This is a genomic window from Streptomyces sp. NPDC002690 (genome assembly GCF_053592415.1).
Genome location: NZ_JBSFVR010000003.1, coordinates 25,169 through 47,000 on the forward strand (window position 1 = coordinate 25,169; position 21,832 = coordinate 47,000).

Consider the following 21,832-nt stretch of genomic DNA (forward strand, 5'->3'; position numbering starts at 1 on the left):
AAAAAGGGGCTCGGAGTTCGAGGCTCAAGGCTCGGAGCCCGCTGCTCGGAGCCCGGGGCTCGGGGCTTGAGCTCCGGGCGGACCTGCGAATACGCCGACAATTCCGTCCGGCAACCAACTGCCTTGAAAATCACTCGTCCGTGGATCGGAAGGTGGCCGACACGACGTCCGAAAGGACGTCAGGAAAGCACCCACCGGGGCGGATGCTCCCCATCGACCGGGCAGACGAAGACATGCAGATCCCGGTCGCGGCCGAAGCGGAGCCGGGTGGGCCGGACCACGGCTTCAGCGCCCCGGATCGACACCCTTGCCCGACTCGGCGCCCCGGCCCGGCTCGACGTCCTGCCCCGTTGGGGCGGGTCGCGGTCCTCCAACGGCACCCAGCTGCAGGAAGGCCCCTCCGTCTCGTAGCCCTCGGCGGTCAGCAGCAGACGCGACGGGGCCCCGCAGGAAGCACAGTCGACGACCATCGGACCCGTGGAGGCCCAGCTGGGAAAGCCACCGACCCTCCAGCCGGGCGGTATCGAGAGGTCGTACTGGTAGCTGAGGGCGTCCGGACCGTGTTCCCGCTCCTGAGCCTCGTCCCAGGCGTCAACGCGCGCGATCAACTCGGTGGGCAGCGAGCCCTCTTCCGCCCAGGGGTAGGTGTCCACCTCTTCCGGGTGCAGGACGCACGGCTCGGGGAGTTCGTGCTCCCACCGGAGCAGGGCCGCTTCGGGGGGCGCGGTGAGGAGCCGCTCCGCCCGCCCGGCGTCCTCGGCCCGTCGCCAGTGCAGGCGGTAACGGCGTTCGTGGTGCGGCCCATGGGCAAGGGGGCAGCGGAAGAGCTGCACCAGGTCGGCGCCGCCGGGCCCTGCCGCCAGCCCCGGGACGTCACGGCGGAAAAGCTGGGCAAGCCCGACGAAGGGGGCGGGCCCGTCCGCCTCGACGCGGGGCCACCGCCGCTCGGGCGGGTGGCCTCCCGCCGCCCGTGCGGCGCGGATCTCGTCGGGTGCGTACCCCTCGGCCTCCGGCAGATGCGGCTCGTGGCAGACCGGCCACGCTTCACCCTCCGGCCACAGCATCGGGCCGCCGACATGACTGTCCCGCACACCGGGCCGCCCGGGCCTGGGGTGCAGACGCGTCGTCCGGCCCCGCCACGCGGCCAGCTCGGGAAACACCGCCTCCACCGACACCGGCCTGTCCGGCGTGGTCCTCGTCATGGGCCGACCGTACGGGCCGGGGCCCCTCAACCGCGCCCGGATTCCGCCGGCCCGTCCGGAGCCAGGAGCTTCAGCCCTGCCGCAGGACCTCCGCCGCGATCCGCAACGCCTCGCGCGCGACCTCGTCCAGGGCCCGGTCCGAGCGCTGCGGATTCCACGCGTAGTCCTCGGCGGCGACCCGCAGCGCGACGTTGATCATCGCGGCGGCGACCCGGGGCGCGAGTGCGTCCGGGGACTCCCCGGTGCGCTGGGCGATGGCTTCGGCGAGGACCGACTCGGCTTCCAGATGGGTCTGGAGCCACACGGCCCGGAGCCCCGGTTCGGTGCGGGTGAGCCGTACCAGGCTGAGCACGTCCGCCGATCCGGCGGTCGGGCGCATGGTGTCGGGCCGCATGGCCTCCAGCGCGTCGATGAGCGGCTCGTGTCCGGAGCCGTCGCGGAGCGCCTCGGCGAGCGAGTCGACGCCGACCGCGAGCAGCGGCTGTACGCACGCCTCCTTGGTCGGGAAGTACCGCCAGAGCGTGCGGGTCGAAACGCCCGCCTCCGCCGCGATCTCGTCGGCGGAGGTGGCGGCGACGCCCTTCTCCGCGAAGAGCCTCACCGCGACTTCCGCGATCTCCAGCCGGGTGGCCGCCTTGCGGCGCTCGGTCAGGGGTGGGCGGCCGGGGCGGGCTGACCGCGAGGCGTAGGTCGGAGCGTCTCCCATGGGTCCACCCTAACGATCTCCGCACTATGGCGCGAAGCGCCTTTCTGGCACTGTGCGCCAAAAAACCGTACAGTCCGAAAGGGAACATCAAGGCAAGGGAGCACCACCATGAGCACCACCGACTTCCAGGACCGCAGCGTCGTCGTCACCGGCGCGGGCAGCGGCATCGGCCGGGCCACCGCCCTCCGGTTCGCCGCTCAGGGTGCGAGGGTCCTCGTCGCCGACCTGGACAAGGAGCGGGCCGAGCAGACCCTCGCCGACATCACGGCGGACGGCGGCACGGCCGTCGCGGTGGTGGGCGACCTGAGCGAGCAGACCGTGGTGGACGAAGTCGTGCGCACCGCCGTGGAGACCTTCGGCGGCCTGGACGTGCTCGTCAACAACGCCGGAATCATGGACTCCATGTCGGCGGCGGCGGACGTCACGGACTCCGAGTGGGAGCGGGTCATCCGCATCAACCTCACCGCGCCGTTCCTGCTGACGCGGGCCGCGCTCCCGCACATGCTGGCGGCCGGAAAGGGCGCGATCGTGAACACCGCGTCGGAGGCGAGCCTGCGCGGCTCGGCGGCGGGCGCCGCGTACACCGCGTCGAAGCACGGCATCGCGGGCCTCACCAAGTCGACCGCCGTCATGTACCGCGCCCAGGGCGTCCGCACCAACGCCATCGCCCCGGGCGGCACCATCACCAACATCCAGGTGAACGCCGACCGCGAGGCGCTCGGCCCGGCCGTCCTCGGCTCCTACATGGGCAACGTCGGCAAGCCGGCCACCGCCGAGGAGCAGGCCGCAGCGATCGTCTTCCTCGCCTCGGACGCGGCCAGCAACATCAACGGCGTGATCCTCGCCGTGGACAACGGCTGGTCGGCGGTCTGACCCGTCCGTCCCCGGACCGGACCGGAGGGGCTGGTGCGCGCTCCCGCGTCCCAGCCCCTCCGGCTCCGGCTCCGGCTCCGGCGCTACTTCACCGGGCGCAGCCCCAGCGGGCCCGCGATCTCCTGGACCATCACCAGACCCGCGGCCTCGGCGAGGTCGTCGTCGCCCGGGTCCTGGTCGGTGTCCAGCCCGTCCAGCTCCGCCAGCGGCTGGTTGAGACGGATGTGCGCGATCAGCGACTGGAGCGCCCGCAGCGTCGCGGAGGCCGTAGAGCCCCAGTTGGAGAAGTACGAGAACTGCCACCACCACAGCGCCTCGGCCGTGCGGTCCGCGTCGTAGTGGGCGAGACCGTGACCGAGGTCGGTGACCAGGTCGGCCAGGTCGTCGGAGATCCGGTGCGGTACGGGCGCCTTGCGGGGCTCGTACGGGTCGAAGACCTCGGAGTAGACGTCGATGGGCTCCAGCAGCGCGGCGAAACGCTCCCGCAGCCCGTCCGCGTCGGGCTCGGCGCCCAGGTCGGGCTCGTACGGCTCGTCCGGGAGAATGTCCTCGTACGCGCCGAGCCGACCTCCCGCGAGCAGCAGTTGCGACACCTGGAGGAGAAGGACCGGAACAGCCTCCTCCGGCTCTTGGACCTTGGACACCTCGGTGACCGCGACGATGAACGTCTTGATCTGGTCCGCGATCTGGACGGCGAAGTCGTCCGGGTCCTGCGTGACGGAGTTCAGCGTGGCGTCAGACATCGAGGGGACCTCCCGTGGGCACCTGCACGAACGGCGGCTGGCTGGAACCTCTGCAACGTACCCGCGTCAGACATCGAGAAGCCGTCTCCCTTCGAATGCGCGGCCCAGGGTCACTTCGTCCGCGTACTCCAGGTCGCCGCCCACCGGCAGACCACTGGCGAGACGGGTGACACGGAGCCCCATGGGCTTGATCATCCGCGCCAGGTACGTCGCGGTGGCCTCGCCCTCCAAGTTCGGGTCGGTCGCCAGGATCAGCTCCGTGATGGAACCGTCGGCGAGCCGCGCCAGCAACTCACGGATGCGCAGATCGTCGGGGCCGACACCCTCGATGGGGCTGATCGCGCCGCCGAGCACGTGGTAGCGGCCCCGGAACTCACGGGTCCGCTCGATCGCGACGACGTCCTTCGGCTCCTCGACCACGCAGATGACCGTCAGGTCACGGCGGGTGTCGCGACAGATGTTGCACTGCTCCTGCTGCGCGACATTGCCGCAGACCGAGCAGAAACGGACCTTGTCCTTGACCTCCAGGAGGGCATGGGCGAGGCGCCGCACATCGGTCGGCTCCGCCTGCAGAACGTGGAAGGCGATCCGTTGCGCGCTCTTGGGACCGACGCCCGGGAGCCTGCCCAGTTCGTCGATGAGGTCCTGAACAACGCCTTCGTACAACGGAACGCCTTTCCTTCAATTCCTGCTCGTACCGTAGTGGGTACGCGCGGGTACCAATAGAGGTGCCGGACGGCTCAGCGCGGGAGTCCGCCCGGCCCGACCGGGAACACGCCCGGCTGCCCGACCGTGGGCCGACTGGGCACGCTCAAGTACCGGGTCAGAACGGGAGCCCGGGCATGCCGCCCAGGCCCTGTGCCAGCGGGCCCAGCTTCTGCTGCTGGAGCGCGGTGGCGTTCTCGTTGGCCGCCTGGACCGCCGCGACGACGAGATCGGCCAGCGTCTCGGTGTCCTCGGGGTCCACCGCCTTGGGGTCGATCACGAGGGCACGCAGCTCACCGGAGCCGTTCACGGTGGCCTTCACCAGGCCACCACCCGCCTGACCCTCCACCTCGGTCCGCGCCAGCTCCTCCTGGGCCGCCGCGAGATCCTGCTGCATCTTCTGGGCCTGCTGGAGCAGCTGCTGCATATTGGGCTGACCACCACCGGGAATCATGGTCACTCCTGGGCTTTTCGAGGGCGGATGTCTGGCTAAAACGAGCCTACGTGCTCGCCGGGTGCCCCGCTCCACCCATCGGACGCAACTCTTTCGAGTGAGATTTGCGGCGCCAAGGAAACGCCCTATACCTGACCAGAGGCCGACAGCACGCTGTAATACCGCGTTTTCGCTCCCACGGCCCACCATTCGGCGGTAGGAAGGGCATGCGTACCGCCACACATCATCACACCCCGGTAACGCAGAGTCAGCACGGCCAATCACCGGCGCCGGCGCAGCGAGCCAGTCGGCGGAGTCGATGAAAGTCAGTGGAGTTACCCGAGACAGACCCTCCGTAGTTCCACGCAGAGTGCAGAGGAGTGCCCCGGTGAGCCAGCCGGAGATGCCGCCCGAGGGGCCGCCCCGCAAGGAATCCACTGCGGGGTCGTCCGGTGACAGCACCGGAATTACGCATTCCGCCCCGGAAGCGGGCCACCCGGAGGGACCGGGACGCGATCTCACCGCGCGCCCCTTTCCGCTCGGCGACTGGGGCGAGCCCGCCGAACGCCTGGACGAGCTGTACCGGTGGGTCGAGACGGGGGCGCTGGAGACGGCCGCCTGGTATCTGAAGGACCGCACGTGGAAGCGGCGCGGCGCACGCGGACTGCGCGTCGGCACCTCGGTCGGCGTCGTCGCGGGCGCGACGCTGCCGCTGCTCGACCTGACGGGCGCGCTGGAGGGCGCGGCAGGGTACGGCTACTTCTCGCTGCTGCTCGGCGCGGCCTGCATGGCCTGCGACCGGTACTTCGGCCTGACCTCCGGCTGGATAAGGGATCTGGCAACCGCGCAAGCCGTACAGCGCAGGCTCCAGGTACTCCAGTTCGAATGGGCCTCGGAGTCCGTACGCGAGGTACTGGGCCCGACCGAAGGCACCGCGAGCGAGGCCGCCGAGCGCTGCCTCGGGGTGCTGCGCCGGTTCTCCGAGGACATCACCGAACTCGTGCGGTCCGAAACGGCGGACTGGATGGTGGAGTTCCGCGCCGGGCCCGCCCCCATGGGGATGCAGTCTCTGGCGACGGGCGCCGGCATCGGCCGGGGCGAGCAGACCGGGCCGCCGGGCCGCTTCTCGATCCCCTCGGTGACCCGGCCGAACATGCCACGGCAACGACCGCCCGAGCCGCCCCGGTGAGGTCGGTGCCGTCGCCGTGGTCGGTGCCATCGCCGTCTTCGCCGCAGCCGTGGGCGCGGGTGTGGGTGTGGGCGTAGGCGCGGGTGTGGGCGTAGGCGTGGGCGTGGGCGTCAGCTGAAGACGATCATCGAGCCCTGCGCGAGGCTGCGGGTCGCCGCCGCGTGCAGGCCCAGCCAGACGTGCCGCTCCCGGGCGAACGGACTCTCGTCGTACGCGATCGGCTCGGCCGGCTCCTCCAGCTCGGTGGGCCGGGTGGGCGGGGTGGGCGGTGCCGGCGGGTTCGCGGGGTCGATGCCGAGGGACGGGGCGACGAACTCCAGTTCGCGCAGCAGGCCGTGCGAGGACCCGAGCGGACCGCCGCCCTCCAGCAGTGCGTCGTTGGAGAGCGGAACCGGGAAGTCCACCGGGACGTACGCCCCCGCGTGGTCGAAGTGCCAGACCAGGTGCGACTGCTGAGCACTCTGCTCGAACATCTCCAGGAGCTGCTCGTAGTCCCCGCCCAGAGCGTCGACGGGCGTGACCGCCAGCCCGCTGAGCTGGAGCAGATAGGCCCGGCGCAGAAAGTGCAGCGCCTCGTAGTCGAACCCCGCGACCGGGGCCACGTCCCCGGTGAGGCCCGGCATGTACGCGTACACGGGGACGGGCGGGAGACCTGCCTCCCCCAGCGCGCTGTCGAAGACGGCGATCTCTTCGGCGAAGGGGTTGTCGGGGCTGTGGCACAGCACATCGACGAGGGGGACGAGCCACAGGTCACAGGCCACGAAGTCTCGCTCTCACACGGGGTTGGGCGCTCGTCGGGACAGCGTAATGCGGCAGGTGGGCCACGCACAGGGTCTCTGCGGTCACGGGATCGGGACGAATCCGGACACCACGGGGGCGGGATGCCTCAGGTGCCGCAAGCGCCGCAGGGAGTCACATGTGTCCCGCCGCGTCCGGGGCCGGGCCGGGTTCTGGGCCGGGTTCTGGGCCTGGGCCGACACTTTGGGGCTGGGGGCCGGTCAGGCCGGGCCGGGCCGGATCGGGTCGGGTCGGGTCGGGTCGGGTCGGGTCGGGTCGGGTCGGGTCGGGTCGGGTCGGGTCGGATCAGGGCTGGGGCCGGTATGCCTCAGCGACCGTCCGTCGCGCTCAGCTCGGCGATCAGGAGCCGGTCCGCCCATTCCCGTTCCCGGGCGTAGTACGCGCGCAGGATCGCCAGCACAGCCGCCCGGTCCCCGGCGGTGACGGCTTCGGCGAGCGCCTCGTGGTCGAGCCAGAGCAGGCGGTCCCGTTCCGCACTCGACCGCAGCCGGTGCACCAGGAAGACCCAGCCCTGGACGCGGAGAGTCGCGAGGAAGTCGCTGATGTTCGGGTTGCCGACGAACGCGCTCAGTTCCCGCCAGAAGCGCAAGTCGTAACCGATCAGCACATCGAGGTCTCCGCCCCTCGCGGCACGTGCGGCCTCGGAGGCGCGGCGCCGGACGGAGGTCATCGCGTCGCCCCGGACCGTGATCGGATGGCAGCCGCTGAAGACGCCCTCCACGATGACGGAACGAGCCTGCACGATGGCGCGGTAGTCCTCGGCGGTGAACGCGCGTACCTGAAATCCGCGGTGTTCGTCGGAGACGAGGAGGCCCTGCGAGGCGAGGTCGAAGAGCGCCTCACGGACGGGCGTCGCGGAGACCCCGTACTGCTCGGCGATCTGCTTGACGGTGAACTCCTTGCCCGACGGCAGACGCCCCGCGAGCACTTCGTCACGCAGCGCACCGGAGATCTGGCGGCGCAGCGTGTTGCGGGTCACACCTCCGCTCGGGCTCATCCCGTTCCCTCCCCATTTTTCTGTTCGAGACACCTTAAGGCAGGCCCACCCTGCCCGGATCCGGGCAGGGTGGGCGGAGCGGGCGATACGGGGACAGGTTCGGGAGCGCGTCGCTTCTGGCAGGAAATTCTCCCGCACATGAAACCAATATCGGGCATTTCTCCCGTAGATGACTCGTTCGGCGTCAATGTCGGTTCGGGCAGTGTTGCCGGCGGAGCCCTGAGCCGGGCTACCCCGGGCTCGTTCGTCCTTCAGACCGTGTAGCCGTCCGCGACCGTCAGCGCTTCGTCCAGTGCCGCGAGGCCCTCCAGCGCTTCGGCGTCGCTGACGTTGCAGGGCGGTACGACGTGGGTGCGGTTCATGTTGATGAAGGGCCACAGCCCTCGCGCTTTCGCCGCCGTCCCGAATGCGGCCATCGGCGCTGCGGCCTCCCCCGTCGCGTTGTACGGGACGAGCGGCTCGCGCGTCTCCCGGTTCCGTACCAGCTCCAGCGCCCAGAACGCGCCGACACCCCGCACCTCGCCGACCGAGGGGTGACGCTCGGCCAGCTCGCGCAGCCCCGGCCCGAGCACCTTCTCGCCGAGGCGCGCGGCTCCCTCCACCACCTTCTCCTCCTCCATCACCCGAATCGTGGCGACAGCTGCGGCACAGGCCAGCGGATGGCCGGAGTAGGTGAGCCCGCCGGGGTAGGGGCGGGTTTCGAAGGTTGCCGCGATCTCAGCGTTGATCGCCACCCCGCCGAGTGGCACGTAACCGGAGTTGACGCCCTTGGCGAAGGTCATCAGATCGGGCACCACCCCGTAGTGGTCGGCCGCGAACCACTCCCCGGTACGCCCGAAGCCGGCCATCACCTCGTCCAGCACGAACACGATGCCGTACCGGTCGCAGATCTCGCGCACGCCCGGAAGGTAACCGGGCGGCGGGGTCATGATGCCCGCCGTGCCGGGGATGGTCTCCAGCACGATCGCCGCGATCGTGCCGGGCCCCTCGAAGGCGATGGTGTCCTCCAGGTGCTGGAGGGCGCGGGCGCACTCCTCCGCCTCGGTCGTCGCGTGGAACGACGAGCGGTAGAGGAACGGCGCCCAGAACCGCACCACCCCCGCCGAACCGTTGTCGGACGCCCAACGGCGCGGGTCGCCGGTGAGGTTGATCGCGGCCGAGGTGGCCCCGTGGTACGAGCGGTACGCGGAAAGCACCTTCGTGCGGCCCGTGTGCACCCGCGCCATCCGCACGGCGTTCTCGACCGCCTCGGCTCCACCGTTGGTGAAGAAGATCTTGTCCAGGTCGCCCGGGGTGCGCCCCGCGATCAGCCGCGCTGCCTCGGACCGGGCTTCGATCGCGAACGCGGGTGCGAAGGTGGCGAGTTTGGCCGCCTGCTCCTGGATCGCGGCCACCACGACCGGGTGCTGATGGCCGATGTTGGTGAAGACGAGCCCACTCGTGAAGTCGAGGAAGCGGTTCCCGTCGTAGTCCCAGAAGTAGGAGCCCTCCGCCCCCGCCACGGCGAGCGGATCGAGCAGGCCCTGAGCGGACCAGGAGTGGAAGACGTGCGCCCGGTCGGCGGCCTTCACCGCCGCACCGGCAGCCTGGTCGACGAACGGGACTCGGGGGCCACGAAGGGCTTCAGCGGTCATGCCGGAGAGCGTAGGGGCTGCGAGGTGCGCCACTCCATGACCACGTGGCTCGAAGTTGGTGGCACGGGTCGACGGACTGCGGGGGCCACACGCCGGGGCGCGCGGTGAGGAGTGCACGGGTGCGCGTGGCGCCCTGGCCCGAGCCCCGCAGCCTCGGGGAGCGATGCACCGGCGTGCGCGAGAGCCGCTACGGCCCGGGCACGCACGGGGAGCTCCCCGCGTCAGCGAAAGGAGGGGAAGGGTGCGTGGGACCATCCCCGCACACGCGGGGAGCACAAGACCTGCGTCGAGGTCCCGTGCCCGACCGAGGGACCATCCCCGCACGCGCGGGGAGCACCCGCTCCTGTTCGCCTTCACCACGTTGATGGTGGGACCGTCCCCGCACACGCGGGGAGCACGAGTTCGTGGACGAGAACGGGTTCAGCGCCACGGGACCATCCCCGCACGCGCGGGTAGCACTCTTCCTGACCTGCGGGTTTATCCGACGTCTGACGGCTTCCAGTCCAACTTCGCCGACTCAGACTTAGCGGACATTCACCCCTGCCCAATCAACATCGCGCGCATCCCGGCCAGTTCACCACATCCTGTACGGCCGAGCCCGCCAAACCTCCACCCCGCCCCGCCCGACCGCAGCCACCAGTGGCGCCTGTCGGCCCCGGAGCCGGCGCCGGCAGGAACCGGGCGACCGCCCTACGACGTCCCTCAGATCGGCTGCCGACGCAGCCCGCATCCGTCGTACCGGCGCTCGGCCTGCCGTCGTGCCGGTACCCGCCCGGGAGGCCGTCACCTCGTGCAAGCCCTCGCATGGACGCTGGTAGGTCTCGCCTACGCCGTCCTCCCTCTGCTGGTGTGGTGGCGCATGGCGCGAACCCCTCTCGTGGGGACAGCCGTTGCCGTGGCACTGGCAGCCGTCGGCGGTCTGCTCGTGGCCGTCCAGCACCTGTGGTTGACGGTGGTGCCGAGGCCCGACGCCCACCTCGTCTTCGCAGTCGTCGCACCGCTGATCGTCGCGGCCGGGGTCGTCTGGGAGCGTTCGGAGGAGGGACCGGCGCCCGATCAGGACTCCTGGACGATCCGCCGCAACGGGGCGATCGGCGTGCTCGGCACACAGTTCGCGCTCACCCTGGTCGCCTCCTTGCTGTACGCCCTCGTCCTGACAGGGGCATCGACTCCCTCCGCCTCCGCCATACCGGTCCTGCCCGCAGGGCTGACCGTGGAGTCACAGAGCGAGGGCTGCGGTTCCAGCAATTGCTACCGCCTACTGACGATCGGCAGCGAGAGCGGTCTCTCGTACCAGGAGATCGTCCGCCGTCTCGGCATCACCCACGAGAAATGCCGCCCCAACGGCTGGCTGCTCGACCGGCGGGACCTGTGCATCGGCCTGAACCCGAACCGTGCCAACCAGGTCGAGATGTACGTGACGCTCAGCGACTTGATCGACTGACAGTGCAGCTGGGCCCGGATTCGTGGGAGTTCCGATACCCGCAGCGGCATCGGAATCGGGATCCGAATCGGAATCGGAATCGGCACCAACCCTGGGGGCAGCGAGGGTTGCGCGGGTGTGCGCGTCACCCGTTCGTGCGATGTGGGGCTGGGCTACCTCAACCTTTCCGACCGGTCGGTGCTCTGTAAAGGGGTGACGGACCAAGCAGGTCGGCTCCCCTCCTCAAGGGCAGCCGGCGCGAAGGAAAGGCACCACGATGAAGAGTTCGCGCGCACCGGCGTCCAACTCGTCGGCGCTCAGCCGGGCCATCGCCCTCACCCTCCTCGGTTTGCTCGCCGCGCCGAAGTCGTACGGCGGAATCGTCAGGACTTCCACCGGTGGCCAACCGCACACCGGGTCCGGAAAAAGTCCGGGCGGGATCGCACGGAATCATCTCGCCCCGAGTCTGCGAGAAGACCCGGAAGCCGACTTCGCGGCCATCGAGCCTCACCTTGCCCACACCCCTTCGAGCATATTCCGTGGAACCTGGGCAAGTCCCGAGGAAGAGGCAGGGCCGGATGACACGCAATGGGGTCATCCCGGGCGGCCGGTTGGAGGCTGCGGCCCCCGTCGCCGTCGCGCCCCACCCGCCCAGTTCAGGGGTGCCCGAAACGCGTGCGCTCGCCCATAAACCGATCTCGAAACTGTCGACTCCCCTACCCACGCACGCATTTCGTCGTCGATTCACGATTGGCCGCGAGCACCCACCATTCAGAACCGACGACGGAGAGGAAAGAAACGCCCGAGAACCCAATGCCGAGAACCCAATGCGACCGACGATCACACCGATCTCGCGGTCGACAGCGTTCAGCACGGCCCGCACTCGTCACAGTAGATCCGCAGGGGAGCCGTGCAGGCACACGGAAAACAGGCCGGACCGGGCAGAGAGGTTCTGCCCGATCCGACCCGTTGGGTTCCCGTGGCCGCGTGCGGCGGTCTCGCTTCCGCGACTTCCCCTCGGGAACGATCCCCTGGAGGGAAGGAAGTCACTCGGCGCCGGGGCCCGTCCGCGTTCTGACGCACGGTGGCGTCAGATACGACGGTGACGCCCGTAGTGCTCACCCGTGGTCTCGAAGAACTCGGGGTTTCCCAGGTGGGAGTCCTTGTCGAACTCCGGAGCGCTCTTGATCTGCTCCTTGTCGAGGTCCACATAGACCCGCTTCTCCTCCAGATCGACCCGGCGCACCGTGCCCGCCGGAAGCAGGACGTGCCTGCCGAAGATCCAGACCCCGGTGTCGACCACCAGGTAGGAGGAGCCGACCTCGTCGGAGTGCTTGTCGACCTTACCGATGCTGCCGTCGGTCGCTTCGACCTTGTAGCCGATCAGATCGGCGCCCGCAGTGTGGCCGGCCGTGGGCTGGTAGCCCCAGATGTTCTCGCTCATATCCAGGCTTCCTCTCTCGTTGCCGGAAGGTGGTGACTTGCTCAGCGGCACGGGATCTTCCGCCAGTGAGCGGCTCCCGTCCTGAACTTCGCTTGCCCGCCCTCGCCGCGCTCATGCGCCACGATTCCTCTTTCTCTTTCAGCAGCTCCATCTGATGAAACCCCACATGGAGTTCGGTCCCATGAATTCCATGTCCGTTCGCCGCGCAAGGCGCGCGGAAGCGCCGAAGAGGGCCCACCCATCGGGAGCGGACCCTCTTCGTTCAGAGAAAACTTCGTTCCAGTGGTTCTTACGAACTACCACCGGTACCAGCGATGGCTGCCACCCTTCGGACGGGCCACGAAGCCGATCAGCCAGAGAACAAGGACGATCGCCGCGACAATCCACAGCGCCTTGAGCGCGAATCCCGCACCGAAAAGAATGACGGCCAGAAGAAGAACGAGAAGCAGGGGAACCATGATTATCAACCTCCAGAGCTTCTGTTGCCCCTACGGTCGTGCCCCACACGCGCGAACTCACCTGTTTCTCGATGAATTTACGGGGCATCCGACGATGCCATTCCGGCAACCGGCCCTCCCCGGCGGGCGCCCCCACGTCCACCGACGCAGCGTTCCGCAACTCACCCGCCCCCGCCTCAGCCCCGCCCCTCCCCATGTCCCCGACCCCGGCCCCAGCGCCCATTGCTGGACCTGTCCCGCGCCCGCTGCCACTCTGTGGACATGGAAACGCGGAGACGCAGTCAGCAGGACCGGGACGAGATCACCGTGGAGATCGGCTACGCGCTGCTCAGCGCGTGCTTCCTCGGAGCCGTCATGCTCGCCGCGATCGCCGGTCCCGCGGTCGTCTGGGACCTCTCACCCACCACCGACAGGGTCCTGCTCATCACAGGGGCGTCGGTCGGAGGGGTACTCGCGGTGTTCCGCGTCGTGCACGTGCTGTGGCGGTTCGGAGAACACCGGCGCTGAACAGCCGGCCCTGTCACCTCTCCGCCACCGCCGGCAGCCCCAGAGGCCGGCGGGGTCCCGCCGCCAAGCCACCCCGTGTGCGGGCTCAGAGCGCGGAGGAGTCGTCGTCCCCGGTCTCCTCCTCGCCCCGGGCGCCGGCCTCCAGTACCTCGGCCTCACCGACTGCGGCAAGCAGCCAGATCGGGAACTCGGGGTCGGCCTGGCCCACCGTGAGGCCGAGCCAGCGGGTGGTGCCGGGGATGCGCCAGACCTGCATGCTGCCGGCCAGGTTGCAGAGCTGCCCCAGGGGTTCGGGAGCCGCGGAAGCCATCTCCGTCTCGTCGTCACCCGCCAGCCAGGGCCACAGGTCGATCGTCTCGGGCTCGCCCCATCGCTCGGTGAGCGCTGTCGCCACGGCGCTGAACTCTGCCTCGATCTCCTCCTCGGCCGGTTCCGCCGTCTCCTCGTGCGGCCCGTCCCAGAAGTCCTCGCTCGCCCGCAGAATGAGCAGATGGTGTCCGGGGCCACTGCTCCGTACCCCGCTGTCCTCCGCCTCGTCGCCCTGCGGGAACGGCAGGCCGAGCACGTGGTCGACGAGGGCGACCCGCTCGGTGGTCGTGGTGGGAGTGGGCAGACTGCCGTTGTCGGATGTCTCGGGTGTCATGCACACGGATCTTGCCAACGTTGCCTCCGGCACGCCGAAGCGGGGGGTGCGGCACGGCCGGTGGCCGGTCGCACCCCCCGCCCGGTCATGCGAAGGAGGGGGTGGAAACGGTGGAGCGCAAGCGGATCGGGGAGGGTCCCCGGAGCGGGGAGGGAATCAGCAGCTCAGGTTCGAGCCGGGAGTGACGCCCAGGATCGAGGTGAACGACTGGTACGAGTTGACGCGGCTCTGGACCTGAGCGGGGTTGCCGCCGTTGCACTCGATGGAACCGTTGATCGAGCGGATGGTCTCGCCGAAGCCCGCACCGTTGACCATGGCGTTGTGCGGGGTCATCGTGCCCGGGCCGCTCTGGGTGTTCCAGTACCAGAGGGCGGTCTTCCAGGCCACGGCCGCGTCCGTCTGGACCAGGTTCGGGTTGGCCAGCAGGTTGATGCCGAGGGCGTCACCGGCGGCCTTGTAGTTGAAGTTCCAGCTCAGCTGGATCGGGCCGCGACCGTAGTACGCGGACTGGCCCGCCGGGCAGCCGTAGGACTGCGAGGTGTCGCAGTAGTGCGGGTAGTTGGCCGTGTTCTGCTCGACCACGTACACCAGCCCGCCCGTCTCGTGGCTGACGTTGGCGAGGAAGGCTGCCGCCTCCTGGCGCTTGACCGTGTCGCTGCCCGTGTTGGCGAAGCCCGGGTATGCGCTCAGGGCGGCAGTCAGTCCGGAGTACGTGTAGAAGGAGTTCCGGCTCGGGAACATCTGGTTGAACTGCGACTCGCTGACGACGAAGCCGGAGGTGCTCGGGGGGTTGGTGGTGCCACCGCCGGCGCCGCAGGTGCCTGCGTCGGACCAGACGTCGGTGTTGCCGGGGATCTCGTTCTGGGTCCACCACTTGGCGGTCCAGTTGTGCCCGTTGCGGGAGGCGGAGTCGCCGCCCCAGTAAACGGACGAGGAGTTCCAGGCGGGGGCGCAGGTCGCCGCGGAGGCGGAACCGGCGGGAAGAATGACGACCGTTGCCGCTACGGCCGCTGCCGCGGCGAGAAGACCCATGACGCGTCGGAACACGTGATCACTCCTTCGGTGCGACGCTGCGTCCGGACTTCTGACCGGTCCGGGGGCACGTCGTCTGGTGGGGGTGCGGACACTCAAGCGAGAATGGTCTGGACCTGTCAAGGTCTGGACCAAGCTTCATTCGTCGTCCATCGGAGCTCCCCGCGCGGATTTCCCGGGCCGACGAGGCCCTTCGAACCACTCTCAACAGGGCTTATTGACACAGCTGTTGGGCCACAAGCGACATCGGGCGGCCCGGCCCGTCGTCAAAAGAATCGGTCGGGCCCACCCCGCTCCACCACCCCTGCACCGCACATCAGTGCGGAATGTCGATCGGCACCGCAACCCTGGCGCACGGCAGGATCTCCGTGCGGGCGACACCCTCCCGGCGCATTCCGCTTCGGCGGTCGGGGCGCGGGACCGCGCGACCCGGGCGACCAGTGTGCGAGTATCCCGGACGTGGACCCGCTGACTCCTCAAGATCCTCCTCGCGTGGGCCCGTTCCGGCTGCTCGGCCGCCTGGGCACCGGAGGGATGGGACGTGTCTACCTCGCCCGCTCGGAGGGCGGACGGACCGTGGCGGTGAAGGTCGTGCACGCCCAGTTCGCGGTGGTGGACGAGTTCCGCATCCGGTTCGCCCGGGAGGTCGCCGCGCTGGAGCGCGTCGGCGGAGCCGGTACCGCTCCGGTGATCGCGTCGGACACGGAAGCCGCGCTGCCGTGGGTCGCCATCGCTTACGTACCCGGCCCCTCGCTCCGTACCGTCGTGGGCGACCCGCGCACCCGACGGGACAAGCACACGCGGGACGGATACCCGCAGGACGAGCACGCGCAGGACGGATACCCACAGGACGAGCACGCGCAAGGCGGAGATCCGCTGGACGAGCCGCGGCCGGCCGGGCACACGCGGGGGGTTCCCGCGCGGGGCGACGGGCGACGGCGGGGAGCCGGCGAGCGCGGCGGACGCGAAGGCGTCCCGGACGTACGACCGTTGCCCGTCGAGTCCGTACGGTTCCTGGCCGCCGGGCTCGGTCAGGCGCTGACCCACGTCCATGCGGCAGGACTCGTCCACCGCGACCTGAAGCCGTCGAACATCCTGCTCACCGTGGACGGCCCGCGCATCATCGACTTCGGTGTCGCCCGTGCCGTGGAGACGGTCACGGACGGCGGTCTGACCAGCACCGGCGCGGTGATCGGCTCCCCGGGCTTCATGTCGCCCGAGCAGGTACGGGGCGAGAAGGTCACCGCCGCCTCGGACATCTTCTGCGTGGGCGCGGTCCTGGCGTACGCGGCGACCGGGGTACAGCCCTTCGGCGCATCCGACAGCGGGGTGCACGCCATCATGTTCCGGATCGCGAACAACGAGCCGGACCTGACCGCGCTACCCGCCGAACTGGACCCGCTGGTGCGGTCGTGTCTGGACCGGGACCCGGACCGCCGCCCCACCGCCGAAGCACTGGCCCGGTCGGCTCCGCCCCGGCGGGGCGGACAGCCCCAGGCATGGCTGCCGCCCGAACTCCTGGCCATGCTCGGTTCCCAGGCGGCCCAGCTGCTGGACGCGGACACGCCCGCCCCGGAAGGTGCCGCGCCGGCAGGCACCGTGGCCCACGGCCGCACGCACGGAACGACGCCTCCGGCGCCTTCCGCCCACCCTGCGCCCACCCCGCCCGACGGCCCGGCCACACCCTCGGCAGCGTCCCCCTCCACACCCCCGGCAGCGCCCGCCGCCACCACCCGCACCCCCTCCCAAGTCCCCACCCGCAACCCGGCAGGTGGCCACCCCCGCCGACGTACCGTGCTGGTCGCCGCCTACGCGGTGACCGGTCTCCTCGGCGCGGGCCTGGCCCTCCAGCACTACACCCCCGGGGGGCTCGGCACCCTCGGCGGATTCGGCGGCTCCGGAGGCTCCACCGATCCCGCGAAGGACACCAGCGACGGCAACGGCTACGGCTACGGCGCCGAAGGCACCGGCACCGGCACCGGCACCGGCCCACGCCACCGGGGGAACACAGGTCCCGGCGACATCCCGGAGGTTTTCCTCGGCGCCTGGGAAGGCGTACTCAAGGGCGCCGCGGACGCCCCGTACGAAACCGGCCGGATCGAGATCGAGCAGGGTGCCAGGGGCCACAGGACCGCCACGTACCTCCAGGTCTTCGGCGAGCGTCTCTGCATGGGCCGCTCCGTTCTCGTCGACGCCGACGAGACCCACATCGTCTTCGGCGAGAGCGACGTGACCACCGGCATCCCCGCGGGCCGGTGCACCCCGGCCGGTCGTCAGACGCTGACCCTGCGCTCCCCCGACATCGTGGAATGGACGTCCGGGGCGGTCCACTCCACGTTCCGTCGCGCCGCGAGCGGCCCCCGCGCCGTCCCGGCCACCTTCCTCGGGTACTGGAAGCGCGCCCCCATGCCCGAACCCGGCCCCCGGCGAAGGCATCTCTACCAGTACGACCTCACAGTCACCCAGGGACCGGTGGGCGCCCCGCTCATCCGGTACGTGTCGAGAACCCCGAAGCTGGACTTCGACACCGGGCTACCGGCCCCCGATCCCGTCGACTGCGCGAGCACCGCGGTCGTCGGAGGCGTGGGCGAGTTGCTGATCGCCGGACCGGACACGGTCGCGGCGGTGGACCGCTCCGACCCGGACTGCTTCTCCAGCGGCTCGCAGTACCTGCGGATCGACATCTTCGAGGGACGCGAACGGCTTCTGGTCCACGGCATGGGAACGGACGACGAAGCCGGCGAGTACTACAGATCCTCCTGAGAGCCACCGCCCCGAACAGGCGCACCGGCCAACCGAGTTGAACTGAACGGCCCATTCCCGGGTGCGAGCTGAACAGGAGACGAACACCGCCCGACGACACACCTTCCGCCGCTCCGTCCCCGCCTTCCCGCTCGTACCGTGGGCCGCCCAAGGGCGCGCCGTGCACGCCCGGTTCGGTACGCACGAAGGAGTGCGAGGCAGCGGTGGAATGGTTGAGCGCCGAGAACGTCGTGGCCGTCGCGACCGCCGCGGTCGGCGTGCTGGTCTCCGTGGGGGTGCTCTGGTACGAGCGCCGCATCCCGGCCCAGCGGCGCATCGGGTACCGCGTCCAGATGGACACCCCGATCGGCAGCGGCGTCAACGTCCGGCTGGGGCTGTTCGACGAGACCCCCGACATGTCGGACGCCACCCTGGTCCTGCTGCGCATCGAGAACGACGGCTCGCAGTCGATCTCCCGCGACGACTACACCGGCATCGAACGACACGGTCTGACCGTCGAGTTCACCGACCGTACGGTGCGCGGGATAGCCGTCACCCAGCCCGTCGAGTCCGGCCATCTGATGGAGCACTTCACCCCTGCCGCCGGGATGCGGCAGGAAGGCGGTCTGATCCGGCTGCCCCGGGTGCCCCTCAACCGCCACCAGCACTTCAAGCTCCTCGTACTGCTCACCGGCGGTGAGGTGGGCAGCCCGATCAGGATCGTCGGCGGCATCCGGGACGGGGACGTACGGGTCAACAGCGCGGCCCGCCCCGACGAGAAGCCGCCGGTGTTCAGCCGGGCGGCCCGGTTCATCACTGTGGCTCTGACCATCGGAGTCGTCACGCTCTCCTCGATCATCCTGGCGCTCGACCGCACCCCGCCCCCCGTCGAATGCGCCAAGGGCTCCCTACGGGTGGCGGGTTCCACCGCCTTCCAGCCGGCCGTGACCGAGTTGGCGAAGCTCTACACGCAGGCGTGCGAGGGCTCCTCGATCGATGTGGACATGCACGGCAGCGACGCCGGGGTCCGGCTCCTCGCCGAACGCGGCGCCTCCCCCGCCACGGTCGTCTTCTCCGACGACCCGAAGCCGGACAACTACCCGCAGTTGAGCGAGAACAGCAGGGTCGCCGTGGTGCTCTTCTCCCTCGTCGTCAACGACAAGGTGCGGCTGAAGAACCTGTCGCTCGACGACGTGCGGCGGATCTACCGGGGCGAGATCCGGAACTGGAACCACTTCCCCGGCAACCCCGACCTGGAGATCCGGCTCGTCAGCCGGGACGCGAACTCGGGCACCCGGGTAGCTCTCCAGCGCCGGGTGCTGGGCGGCAACGAGCCCATCCCCACGTCCTCCCGAGACTGCCGCACCTCCGACGACCCGAAGGCGCTGGTCACCCGGTGCGAACTGGGCAGCACCGACGAGGTGCTGCGCGCGGTCGGGTCCGTCGACGGGGCGATCGGCTACAGCGAACTGCGCACGGGGGTGGCCGCGCCGAAGGGGCTGCACCGCATCACCATCGACGGCAAGGAAGCGACCCCCGGGAAGATCACCACGAACGGTTACCCGTACTGGGTGGTCGAGTACGCGTACACCTACCGGGAACCGGCCGCCGACTCGCTCGCGGCCCGCTTCCTCGACTACGTGAACAGCCACGACCAGCAGGCCCTGCGCAAGCACGGCCACCTGCCCTGCTCGGCCCCGCAGGCGTACCCGCTCTGCGGCGACGGCCCCTGACGGCCACCGCCGGGACCGGAAACCGGAACGGGCCGGAAACCCGAACGGCCCGGACCGGAAGCCAGAACGGGCCGGAAACACGAACGGCCCGAAACCCGACCGGCCCGAAAGCCGGAACGGCCCGGAAGCCGGAACGGCCCGAGAACACGAACGGCCGTGGGCCGGGACACGGAAGGTGTCCCGGCCCACGGCCGTCGTCGTACGGTGCTCCCGAGGGAACCCCTACAGGAACGAGTTGATCTCGATCGTCTCGGTGCGGCCGGGGCCGACGCCGATCGCGGAGATCGGTGCGCCCGACATCTCCTCCAGCGCCTTCACGTAGGCCTGCGCGTTCTTCGGCAGGTCGGAGAAGGTCTTCGCCTTGGTGATGTCCTCGGACCAGCCCGGCAGGTTCTCGTAGATCGGCTTCGCGTGGTGGAAGTCGGTCTGGTTGTAGGGCAGCTCCTCGACGCGCTTGCCGTCAATCTCGTACGCCACGCAGACCGGGATCTGCTCCCAGCCGGTGAGCACGTCGAGCTTGGTGAGGAAGAAGTCCGTCAGGCCGTTGACCCGGGTCGCGTACCGCGCGATCGGGGCGTCGAACCAGCCACAACGACGGTCACGGCCGGTGGTGACACCACGCTCGCCACCGATGCGACGCAGCGCCTCGCCGTCCGCGTCCAGCAGCTCCGTCGGGAACGGGCCGGAGCCGACGCGCGTGGTGTACGCCTTCAGGATGCCGATGACCCGGCTGATCTTCGTCGGACCCACACCGGCACCGGTGCAGGCGCCGCCCGCAGTCGGGTTCGACGAAGTGACGAAGGGGTACGTGCCGTGGTCGACGTCGAGCAGAGTGCCCTGGCCGCCCTCGAACAGGACGACCTTGCCGTCGTCGATGGCGTTGTTGAGGATCAGCGTCGTGTCGGCGACGTACGGCTTGATCTGCTCCGCGTACTGGAGCATCTCCTCGACGATGCCCTCGGCCTCGATCGCGCGGCGGTTGAAGACCTTGGCCAGAAGCTGGTTCTTCTGCTCCAGGGCCGCCTCGACCTTCTGGACGAGGATCGACTCGTCGTAGAGGTCCTGGACGCGAATACCGACACGGTTGATCTTGTCGGCATACGTCGGGCCGATTCCGCGGCCGGTCGTGCCGATCTTCCGCTTGCCGAGGAAGCGTTCGGAGACCTTGTCGAGCGTGACGTTGTACGGAGTGATCAAATGAGCGTTGCCGCTGATCAGAAGCTTGGACGTGTCGACGCCACGGTCGTTCAGTCCACTCAGCTCGGAGAGCAGCACGGCCGGGTCGACCACGACACCGTTACCGATCACCGGGGTACAACCCGGTGACAGGATTCCGGAGGGGAGGAGATGCAGTGCGTACTTCTGGTCGCCTACGACAACCGTGTGACCGGCGTTGTTGCCGCCCTGGTATCGCACCACATAGTCGACGGATCCACCGAGGAGATCGGTGGCCTTCCCCTTGCCCTCGTCACCCCACTGAGCACCGAGCAGCACAAGTGCGGGCACAGGCGTACACCCCTTCCGGGCGGGGCATGTCCAAGGTCAGGGGCGTACGTAAAGGTCGTACTTGCCATACGACGATGTACGACAAAGCCTGAGCCGTCGAACCGGGTGCCCCGGAATAGACGAAGCCCCTGGCGCAATAGCGCAAGGGGCTCTTGCACCAAGATGCTACCCGAGGAAGGACCGAGGTGTCGGCTGCAGAGCCCCCCGGCGACGACGGCCACCAGCTGCTGGTGGTCATCGACCCGGTTGCCCGCCGGACCGACGGCGAGTCCGTCCGCATCGCGAAGGACGTTCTGAACGCCGGAGCGCACGCCAAGATCTCCCTTCCGGACACCCCGGAGGAGTTCGCCCGCGCCCTGTCCCGGCGGGGCAACAGGCGGCCGGTGGTCATCGGCGACGACCATGCCCTGCTCCGCGCGGTGGCCCAATTGCACCGGGACCGGGAGCTGGCCGACAGCGCCCTGGCGCTCGTCCCCGTCGGCGCCCCGCCCGCCCTGCGGCTCGCCCACTCCCTCGGTGTGCCGCGCGGCGCGGTGGCGGCGGCGCGCACGGCGCTGGACGGAGCGGTGCACCGTCTCGACCTGCTCGTCGACGACAGCGACGGCGTGGTCCTGGGGGGCGTGGACGTCCCGGCGCCTCCTCCCGCGCCAGGTCAGGGCACGGACGGCACGGCGTCTCCGGCCCACTCGGGTGTCACGGCCGTCTGGGACAGCTGCGTCTCGTTGGTCCGCACCCTGGTCCGTCCCCTCCCCGCGCCGGCCACCACCGGGGCCACCGGCTACCGCCTGCGGGTGGAGGCCGACGGTCTCCTCCTCAACGATCTGGACCGGGCCGTGGAGGCGGTCACCGTGACCTCGTTGAACGGCGGCGGCCTGGCCGAGGTGGTCGTCCGCGCGTCGAGCGGCGAGACCGTGACGGCGGAGGCCAAGGCGGTGACGGTCTCCGGCCCCGATTTCCGCTACCGCGCCGACATACAGCTCCACGGCCCGGTCCGGCGGCGGACGTGGACGGTGTGGGCGAATGCCTGGGGGCTGATGGTTCCGGCGGCCGAGGCCGCGGCCTGA

Annotated in this window: 20 protein-coding genes; 7 read left to right on the plus strand and 13 right to left on the minus strand. The window is 70.0% G+C overall.

Annotated features, from left to right (window positions below; genetic code table 11):
* Positions 1 to 179: 179 nt before the first annotated feature.
* Both ACWD3D_RS00760 and ACWD3D_RS00765 read right to left on the minus strand, forming a co-directional pair.
* The gene (locus tag ACWD3D_RS00760) at positions 180 to 1,202 is read right to left on the minus strand and encodes a hypothetical protein (RefSeq protein ID WP_451458772.1); all 1,023 of its coding nucleotides are present in this window, start codon (positions 1,200 to 1,202) and stop codon (positions 180 to 182) included.
* A 70-nt stretch (positions 1,203 to 1,272) separates the two neighbouring features.
* Entirely contained in the window at positions 1,273 to 1,908 is a 636-nt protein-coding gene (locus tag ACWD3D_RS00765; RefSeq protein ID WP_451458773.1) for a TetR/AcrR family transcriptional regulator, read from the minus strand.
* A gap of 108 nt (positions 1,909 to 2,016) precedes the next feature.
* Between ACWD3D_RS00765 and ACWD3D_RS00770 the strand changes: the two genes are divergently transcribed.
* On the plus strand, positions 2,017 to 2,781 hold the full coding sequence (locus ACWD3D_RS00770) for an SDR family NAD(P)-dependent oxidoreductase (RefSeq protein WP_451458774.1): 765 nt from the start codon (positions 2,017 to 2,019) through the stop codon (positions 2,779 to 2,781).
* A gap of 83 nt (positions 2,782 to 2,864) precedes the next feature.
* On the opposite strand, the gene ACWD3D_RS00775 is transcribed toward ACWD3D_RS00770, so the two are convergent.
* The 3 genes from ACWD3D_RS00775 to ACWD3D_RS00785 all read right to left on the minus strand — a co-directional run bounded on the left by ACWD3D_RS00775 (position 2,865) and on the right by ACWD3D_RS00785 (position 4,683).
* Positions 2,865 to 3,524, minus strand: a complete 660-nt coding sequence (locus tag ACWD3D_RS00775; RefSeq protein ID WP_451458775.1) for a DUF5063 domain-containing protein — start codon at positions 3,522 to 3,524, stop codon at positions 2,865 to 2,867.
* Positions 3,525 to 3,590: 66 nt separating this feature from the next.
* Complete coding sequence (recR, locus tag ACWD3D_RS00780; RefSeq protein WP_266707091.1) at positions 3,591 to 4,190, minus strand: recombination mediator RecR; 600 nt, start codon at positions 4,188 to 4,190, stop codon at positions 3,591 to 3,593.
* Positions 4,191 to 4,347: 157 nt separating this feature from the next.
* Positions 4,348 to 4,683 (minus strand): YbaB/EbfC family nucleoid-associated protein, encoded by a 336-nt coding sequence (locus ACWD3D_RS00785; RefSeq protein ID WP_328720342.1) that lies wholly within the window; start codon positions 4,681 to 4,683, stop codon positions 4,348 to 4,350.
* Positions 4,684 to 5,050: 367 nt separating this feature from the next.
* Here ACWD3D_RS00785 and ACWD3D_RS00790 point away from each other — a divergent pair, with 367 nt between their 5' ends.
* Positions 5,051 to 5,851 (plus strand): SLATT domain-containing protein, encoded by an 801-nt coding sequence (locus ACWD3D_RS00790; RefSeq protein ID WP_451458776.1) that lies wholly within the window; start codon positions 5,051 to 5,053, stop codon positions 5,849 to 5,851.
* A gap of 110 nt (positions 5,852 to 5,961) precedes the next feature.
* Here the strand turns inward: ACWD3D_RS00790 and ACWD3D_RS00795 are convergent, their stop codons facing one another.
* The 3 genes from ACWD3D_RS00795 to ACWD3D_RS00805 form a co-directional block, all read right to left on the minus strand.
* Positions 5,962 to 6,612: a hypothetical protein gene (locus ACWD3D_RS00795; RefSeq protein ID WP_451458777.1), complete on the minus strand. Its 651-nt coding sequence runs from the start codon at positions 6,610 to 6,612 to the stop codon at positions 5,962 to 5,964.
* A gap of 344 nt (positions 6,613 to 6,956) precedes the next feature.
* Positions 6,957 to 7,646 (minus strand): GntR family transcriptional regulator, encoded by a 690-nt coding sequence (locus ACWD3D_RS00800; RefSeq protein ID WP_451458778.1) that lies wholly within the window; start codon positions 7,644 to 7,646, stop codon positions 6,957 to 6,959.
* Positions 7,647 to 7,897: 251 nt separating this feature from the next.
* On the minus strand, positions 7,898 to 9,280 hold the full coding sequence (locus tag ACWD3D_RS00805) for an aminotransferase class III-fold pyridoxal phosphate-dependent enzyme (protein ID WP_451458779.1): 1,383 nt from the start codon (positions 9,278 to 9,280) through the stop codon (positions 7,898 to 7,900).
* A gap of 790 nt (positions 9,281 to 10,070) precedes the next feature.
* Between ACWD3D_RS00805 and ACWD3D_RS00810 the strand changes: the two genes are divergently transcribed.
* Positions 10,071 to 10,724 (plus strand): MFS transporter, encoded by a 654-nt coding sequence (locus ACWD3D_RS00810; protein WP_451458780.1) that lies wholly within the window; start codon positions 10,071 to 10,073, stop codon positions 10,722 to 10,724.
* 1,069 nt (positions 10,725 to 11,793) lie between these two features.
* Here the strand turns inward: ACWD3D_RS00810 and ACWD3D_RS00815 are convergent.
* Together ACWD3D_RS00815 and ACWD3D_RS00820 are read right to left on the minus strand one after the other, a co-directional pair.
* Positions 11,794 to 12,147: a PRC-barrel domain-containing protein gene (locus ACWD3D_RS00815; RefSeq protein WP_387371170.1), complete on the minus strand. Its 354-nt coding sequence runs from the start codon at positions 12,145 to 12,147 to the stop codon at positions 11,794 to 11,796.
* Positions 12,148 to 12,443: 296 nt separating this feature from the next.
* Complete coding sequence (locus tag ACWD3D_RS00820; protein WP_266707077.1) at positions 12,444 to 12,605, minus strand: hydrophobic protein; 162 nt, start codon at positions 12,603 to 12,605, stop codon at positions 12,444 to 12,446.
* A gap of 261 nt (positions 12,606 to 12,866) precedes the next feature.
* Here ACWD3D_RS00820 and ACWD3D_RS00825 point away from each other — a divergent pair, with 261 nt between their 5' ends.
* The gene (locus ACWD3D_RS00825; RefSeq protein WP_451458781.1) at positions 12,867 to 13,112 is read left to right on the plus strand and encodes a DUF6332 family protein; all 246 of its coding nucleotides are present in this window, start codon (positions 12,867 to 12,869) and stop codon (positions 13,110 to 13,112) included.
* A gap of 85 nt (positions 13,113 to 13,197) precedes the next feature.
* On the opposite strand, the gene ACWD3D_RS00830 is transcribed toward ACWD3D_RS00825, so the two are convergent.
* Together ACWD3D_RS00830 and ACWD3D_RS00835 are read right to left on the minus strand one after the other, a co-directional pair.
* Positions 13,198 to 13,755, minus strand: a complete 558-nt coding sequence (locus ACWD3D_RS00830) for a hypothetical protein (RefSeq protein ID WP_451458782.1) — start codon at positions 13,753 to 13,755, stop codon at positions 13,198 to 13,200.
* Between the two features lie 156 nt (positions 13,756 to 13,911).
* Positions 13,912 to 14,802, minus strand: coding sequence for a glycoside hydrolase family 19 protein (locus ACWD3D_RS00835; protein WP_451458783.1), 891 nt, complete (start codon positions 14,800 to 14,802; stop codon positions 13,912 to 13,914).
* Positions 14,803 to 15,321: 519 nt separating this feature from the next.
* On the opposite strand from ACWD3D_RS00835, the gene ACWD3D_RS00840 reads away from it, so the two are divergent.
* Both ACWD3D_RS00840 and ACWD3D_RS00845 read left to right on the plus strand, forming a co-directional pair.
* Complete coding sequence (locus ACWD3D_RS00840) at positions 15,322 to 17,550, plus strand: serine/threonine-protein kinase (protein ID WP_451458804.1); 2,229 nt, start codon at positions 15,322 to 15,324, stop codon at positions 17,548 to 17,550.
* Between the two features lie 203 nt (positions 17,551 to 17,753).
* Positions 17,754 to 19,262, plus strand: coding sequence for a PstS family phosphate ABC transporter substrate-binding protein (locus ACWD3D_RS00845; protein WP_451458784.1), 1,509 nt, complete (start codon positions 17,754 to 17,756; stop codon positions 19,260 to 19,262).
* 222 nt (positions 19,263 to 19,484) lie between these two features.
* Here the strand turns inward: ACWD3D_RS00845 and ACWD3D_RS00850 are convergent, their stop codons facing one another.
* Complete coding sequence (locus ACWD3D_RS00850) at positions 19,485 to 20,768, minus strand: adenylosuccinate synthase (protein ID WP_387374195.1); 1,284 nt, start codon at positions 20,766 to 20,768, stop codon at positions 19,485 to 19,487.
* Positions 20,769 to 20,953: 185 nt separating this feature from the next.
* On the opposite strand from ACWD3D_RS00850, the gene ACWD3D_RS00855 reads away from it, so the two are divergent.
* Complete coding sequence (locus ACWD3D_RS00855) at positions 20,954 to 21,832, plus strand: diacylglycerol kinase (protein WP_451458785.1); 879 nt, start codon at positions 20,954 to 20,956, stop codon at positions 21,830 to 21,832.

What these genes read in the sequence shown, in the direction of transcription:
- ACWD3D_RS00805 (WP_451458779.1), bottom strand. Translation starts at nt 9,280, where the DNA reads ATGACCGCTGAAGCCCTTCGTGGCCCCCGAGTCCCGTTCGTCGACCAG.
- ACWD3D_RS00825 (WP_451458781.1), top strand. Translation starts at nt 12,867, where the DNA reads ATGGAAACGCGGAGACGCAGTCAGCAGGACCGGGACGAGATCACCGTG.
- ACWD3D_RS00840 (WP_451458804.1), top strand. Translation starts at nt 15,322, where the DNA reads ATGGGACGTGTCTACCTCGCCCGCTCGGAGGGCGGACGGACCGTGGCG.
- ACWD3D_RS00800 (WP_451458778.1), bottom strand. Translation starts at nt 7,646, where the DNA reads ATGAGCCCGAGCGGAGGTGTGACCCGCAACACGCTGCGCCGCCAGATC.
- ACWD3D_RS00770 (WP_451458774.1), top strand. Translation starts at nt 2,017, where the DNA reads ATGAGCACCACCGACTTCCAGGACCGCAGCGTCGTCGTCACCGGCGCG.
- ACWD3D_RS00765 (WP_451458773.1), bottom strand. Translation starts at nt 1,908, where the DNA reads ATGGGAGACGCTCCGACCTACGCCTCGCGGTCAGCCCGCCCCGGCCGC.
- ACWD3D_RS00785 (WP_328720342.1), bottom strand. Translation starts at nt 4,683, where the DNA reads ATGATTCCCGGTGGTGGTCAGCCCAATATGCAGCAGCTGCTCCAGCAG.
- ACWD3D_RS00815 (WP_387371170.1), bottom strand. Translation starts at nt 12,147, where the DNA reads ATGAGCGAGAACATCTGGGGCTACCAGCCCACGGCCGGCCACACTGCG.
- ACWD3D_RS00775 (WP_451458775.1), bottom strand. Translation starts at nt 3,524, where the DNA reads ATGTCTGACGCCACGCTGAACTCCGTCACGCAGGACCCGGACGACTTC.
- ACWD3D_RS00760 (WP_451458772.1), bottom strand. Translation starts at nt 1,202, where the DNA reads ATGACGAGGACCACGCCGGACAGGCCGGTGTCGGTGGAGGCGGTGTTT.
- ACWD3D_RS00820 (WP_266707077.1), bottom strand. Translation starts at nt 12,605, where the DNA reads ATGGTTCCCCTGCTTCTCGTTCTTCTTCTGGCCGTCATTCTTTTCGGT.
- ACWD3D_RS00830 (WP_451458782.1), bottom strand. Translation starts at nt 13,755, where the DNA reads ATGACACCCGAGACATCCGACAACGGCAGTCTGCCCACTCCCACCACG.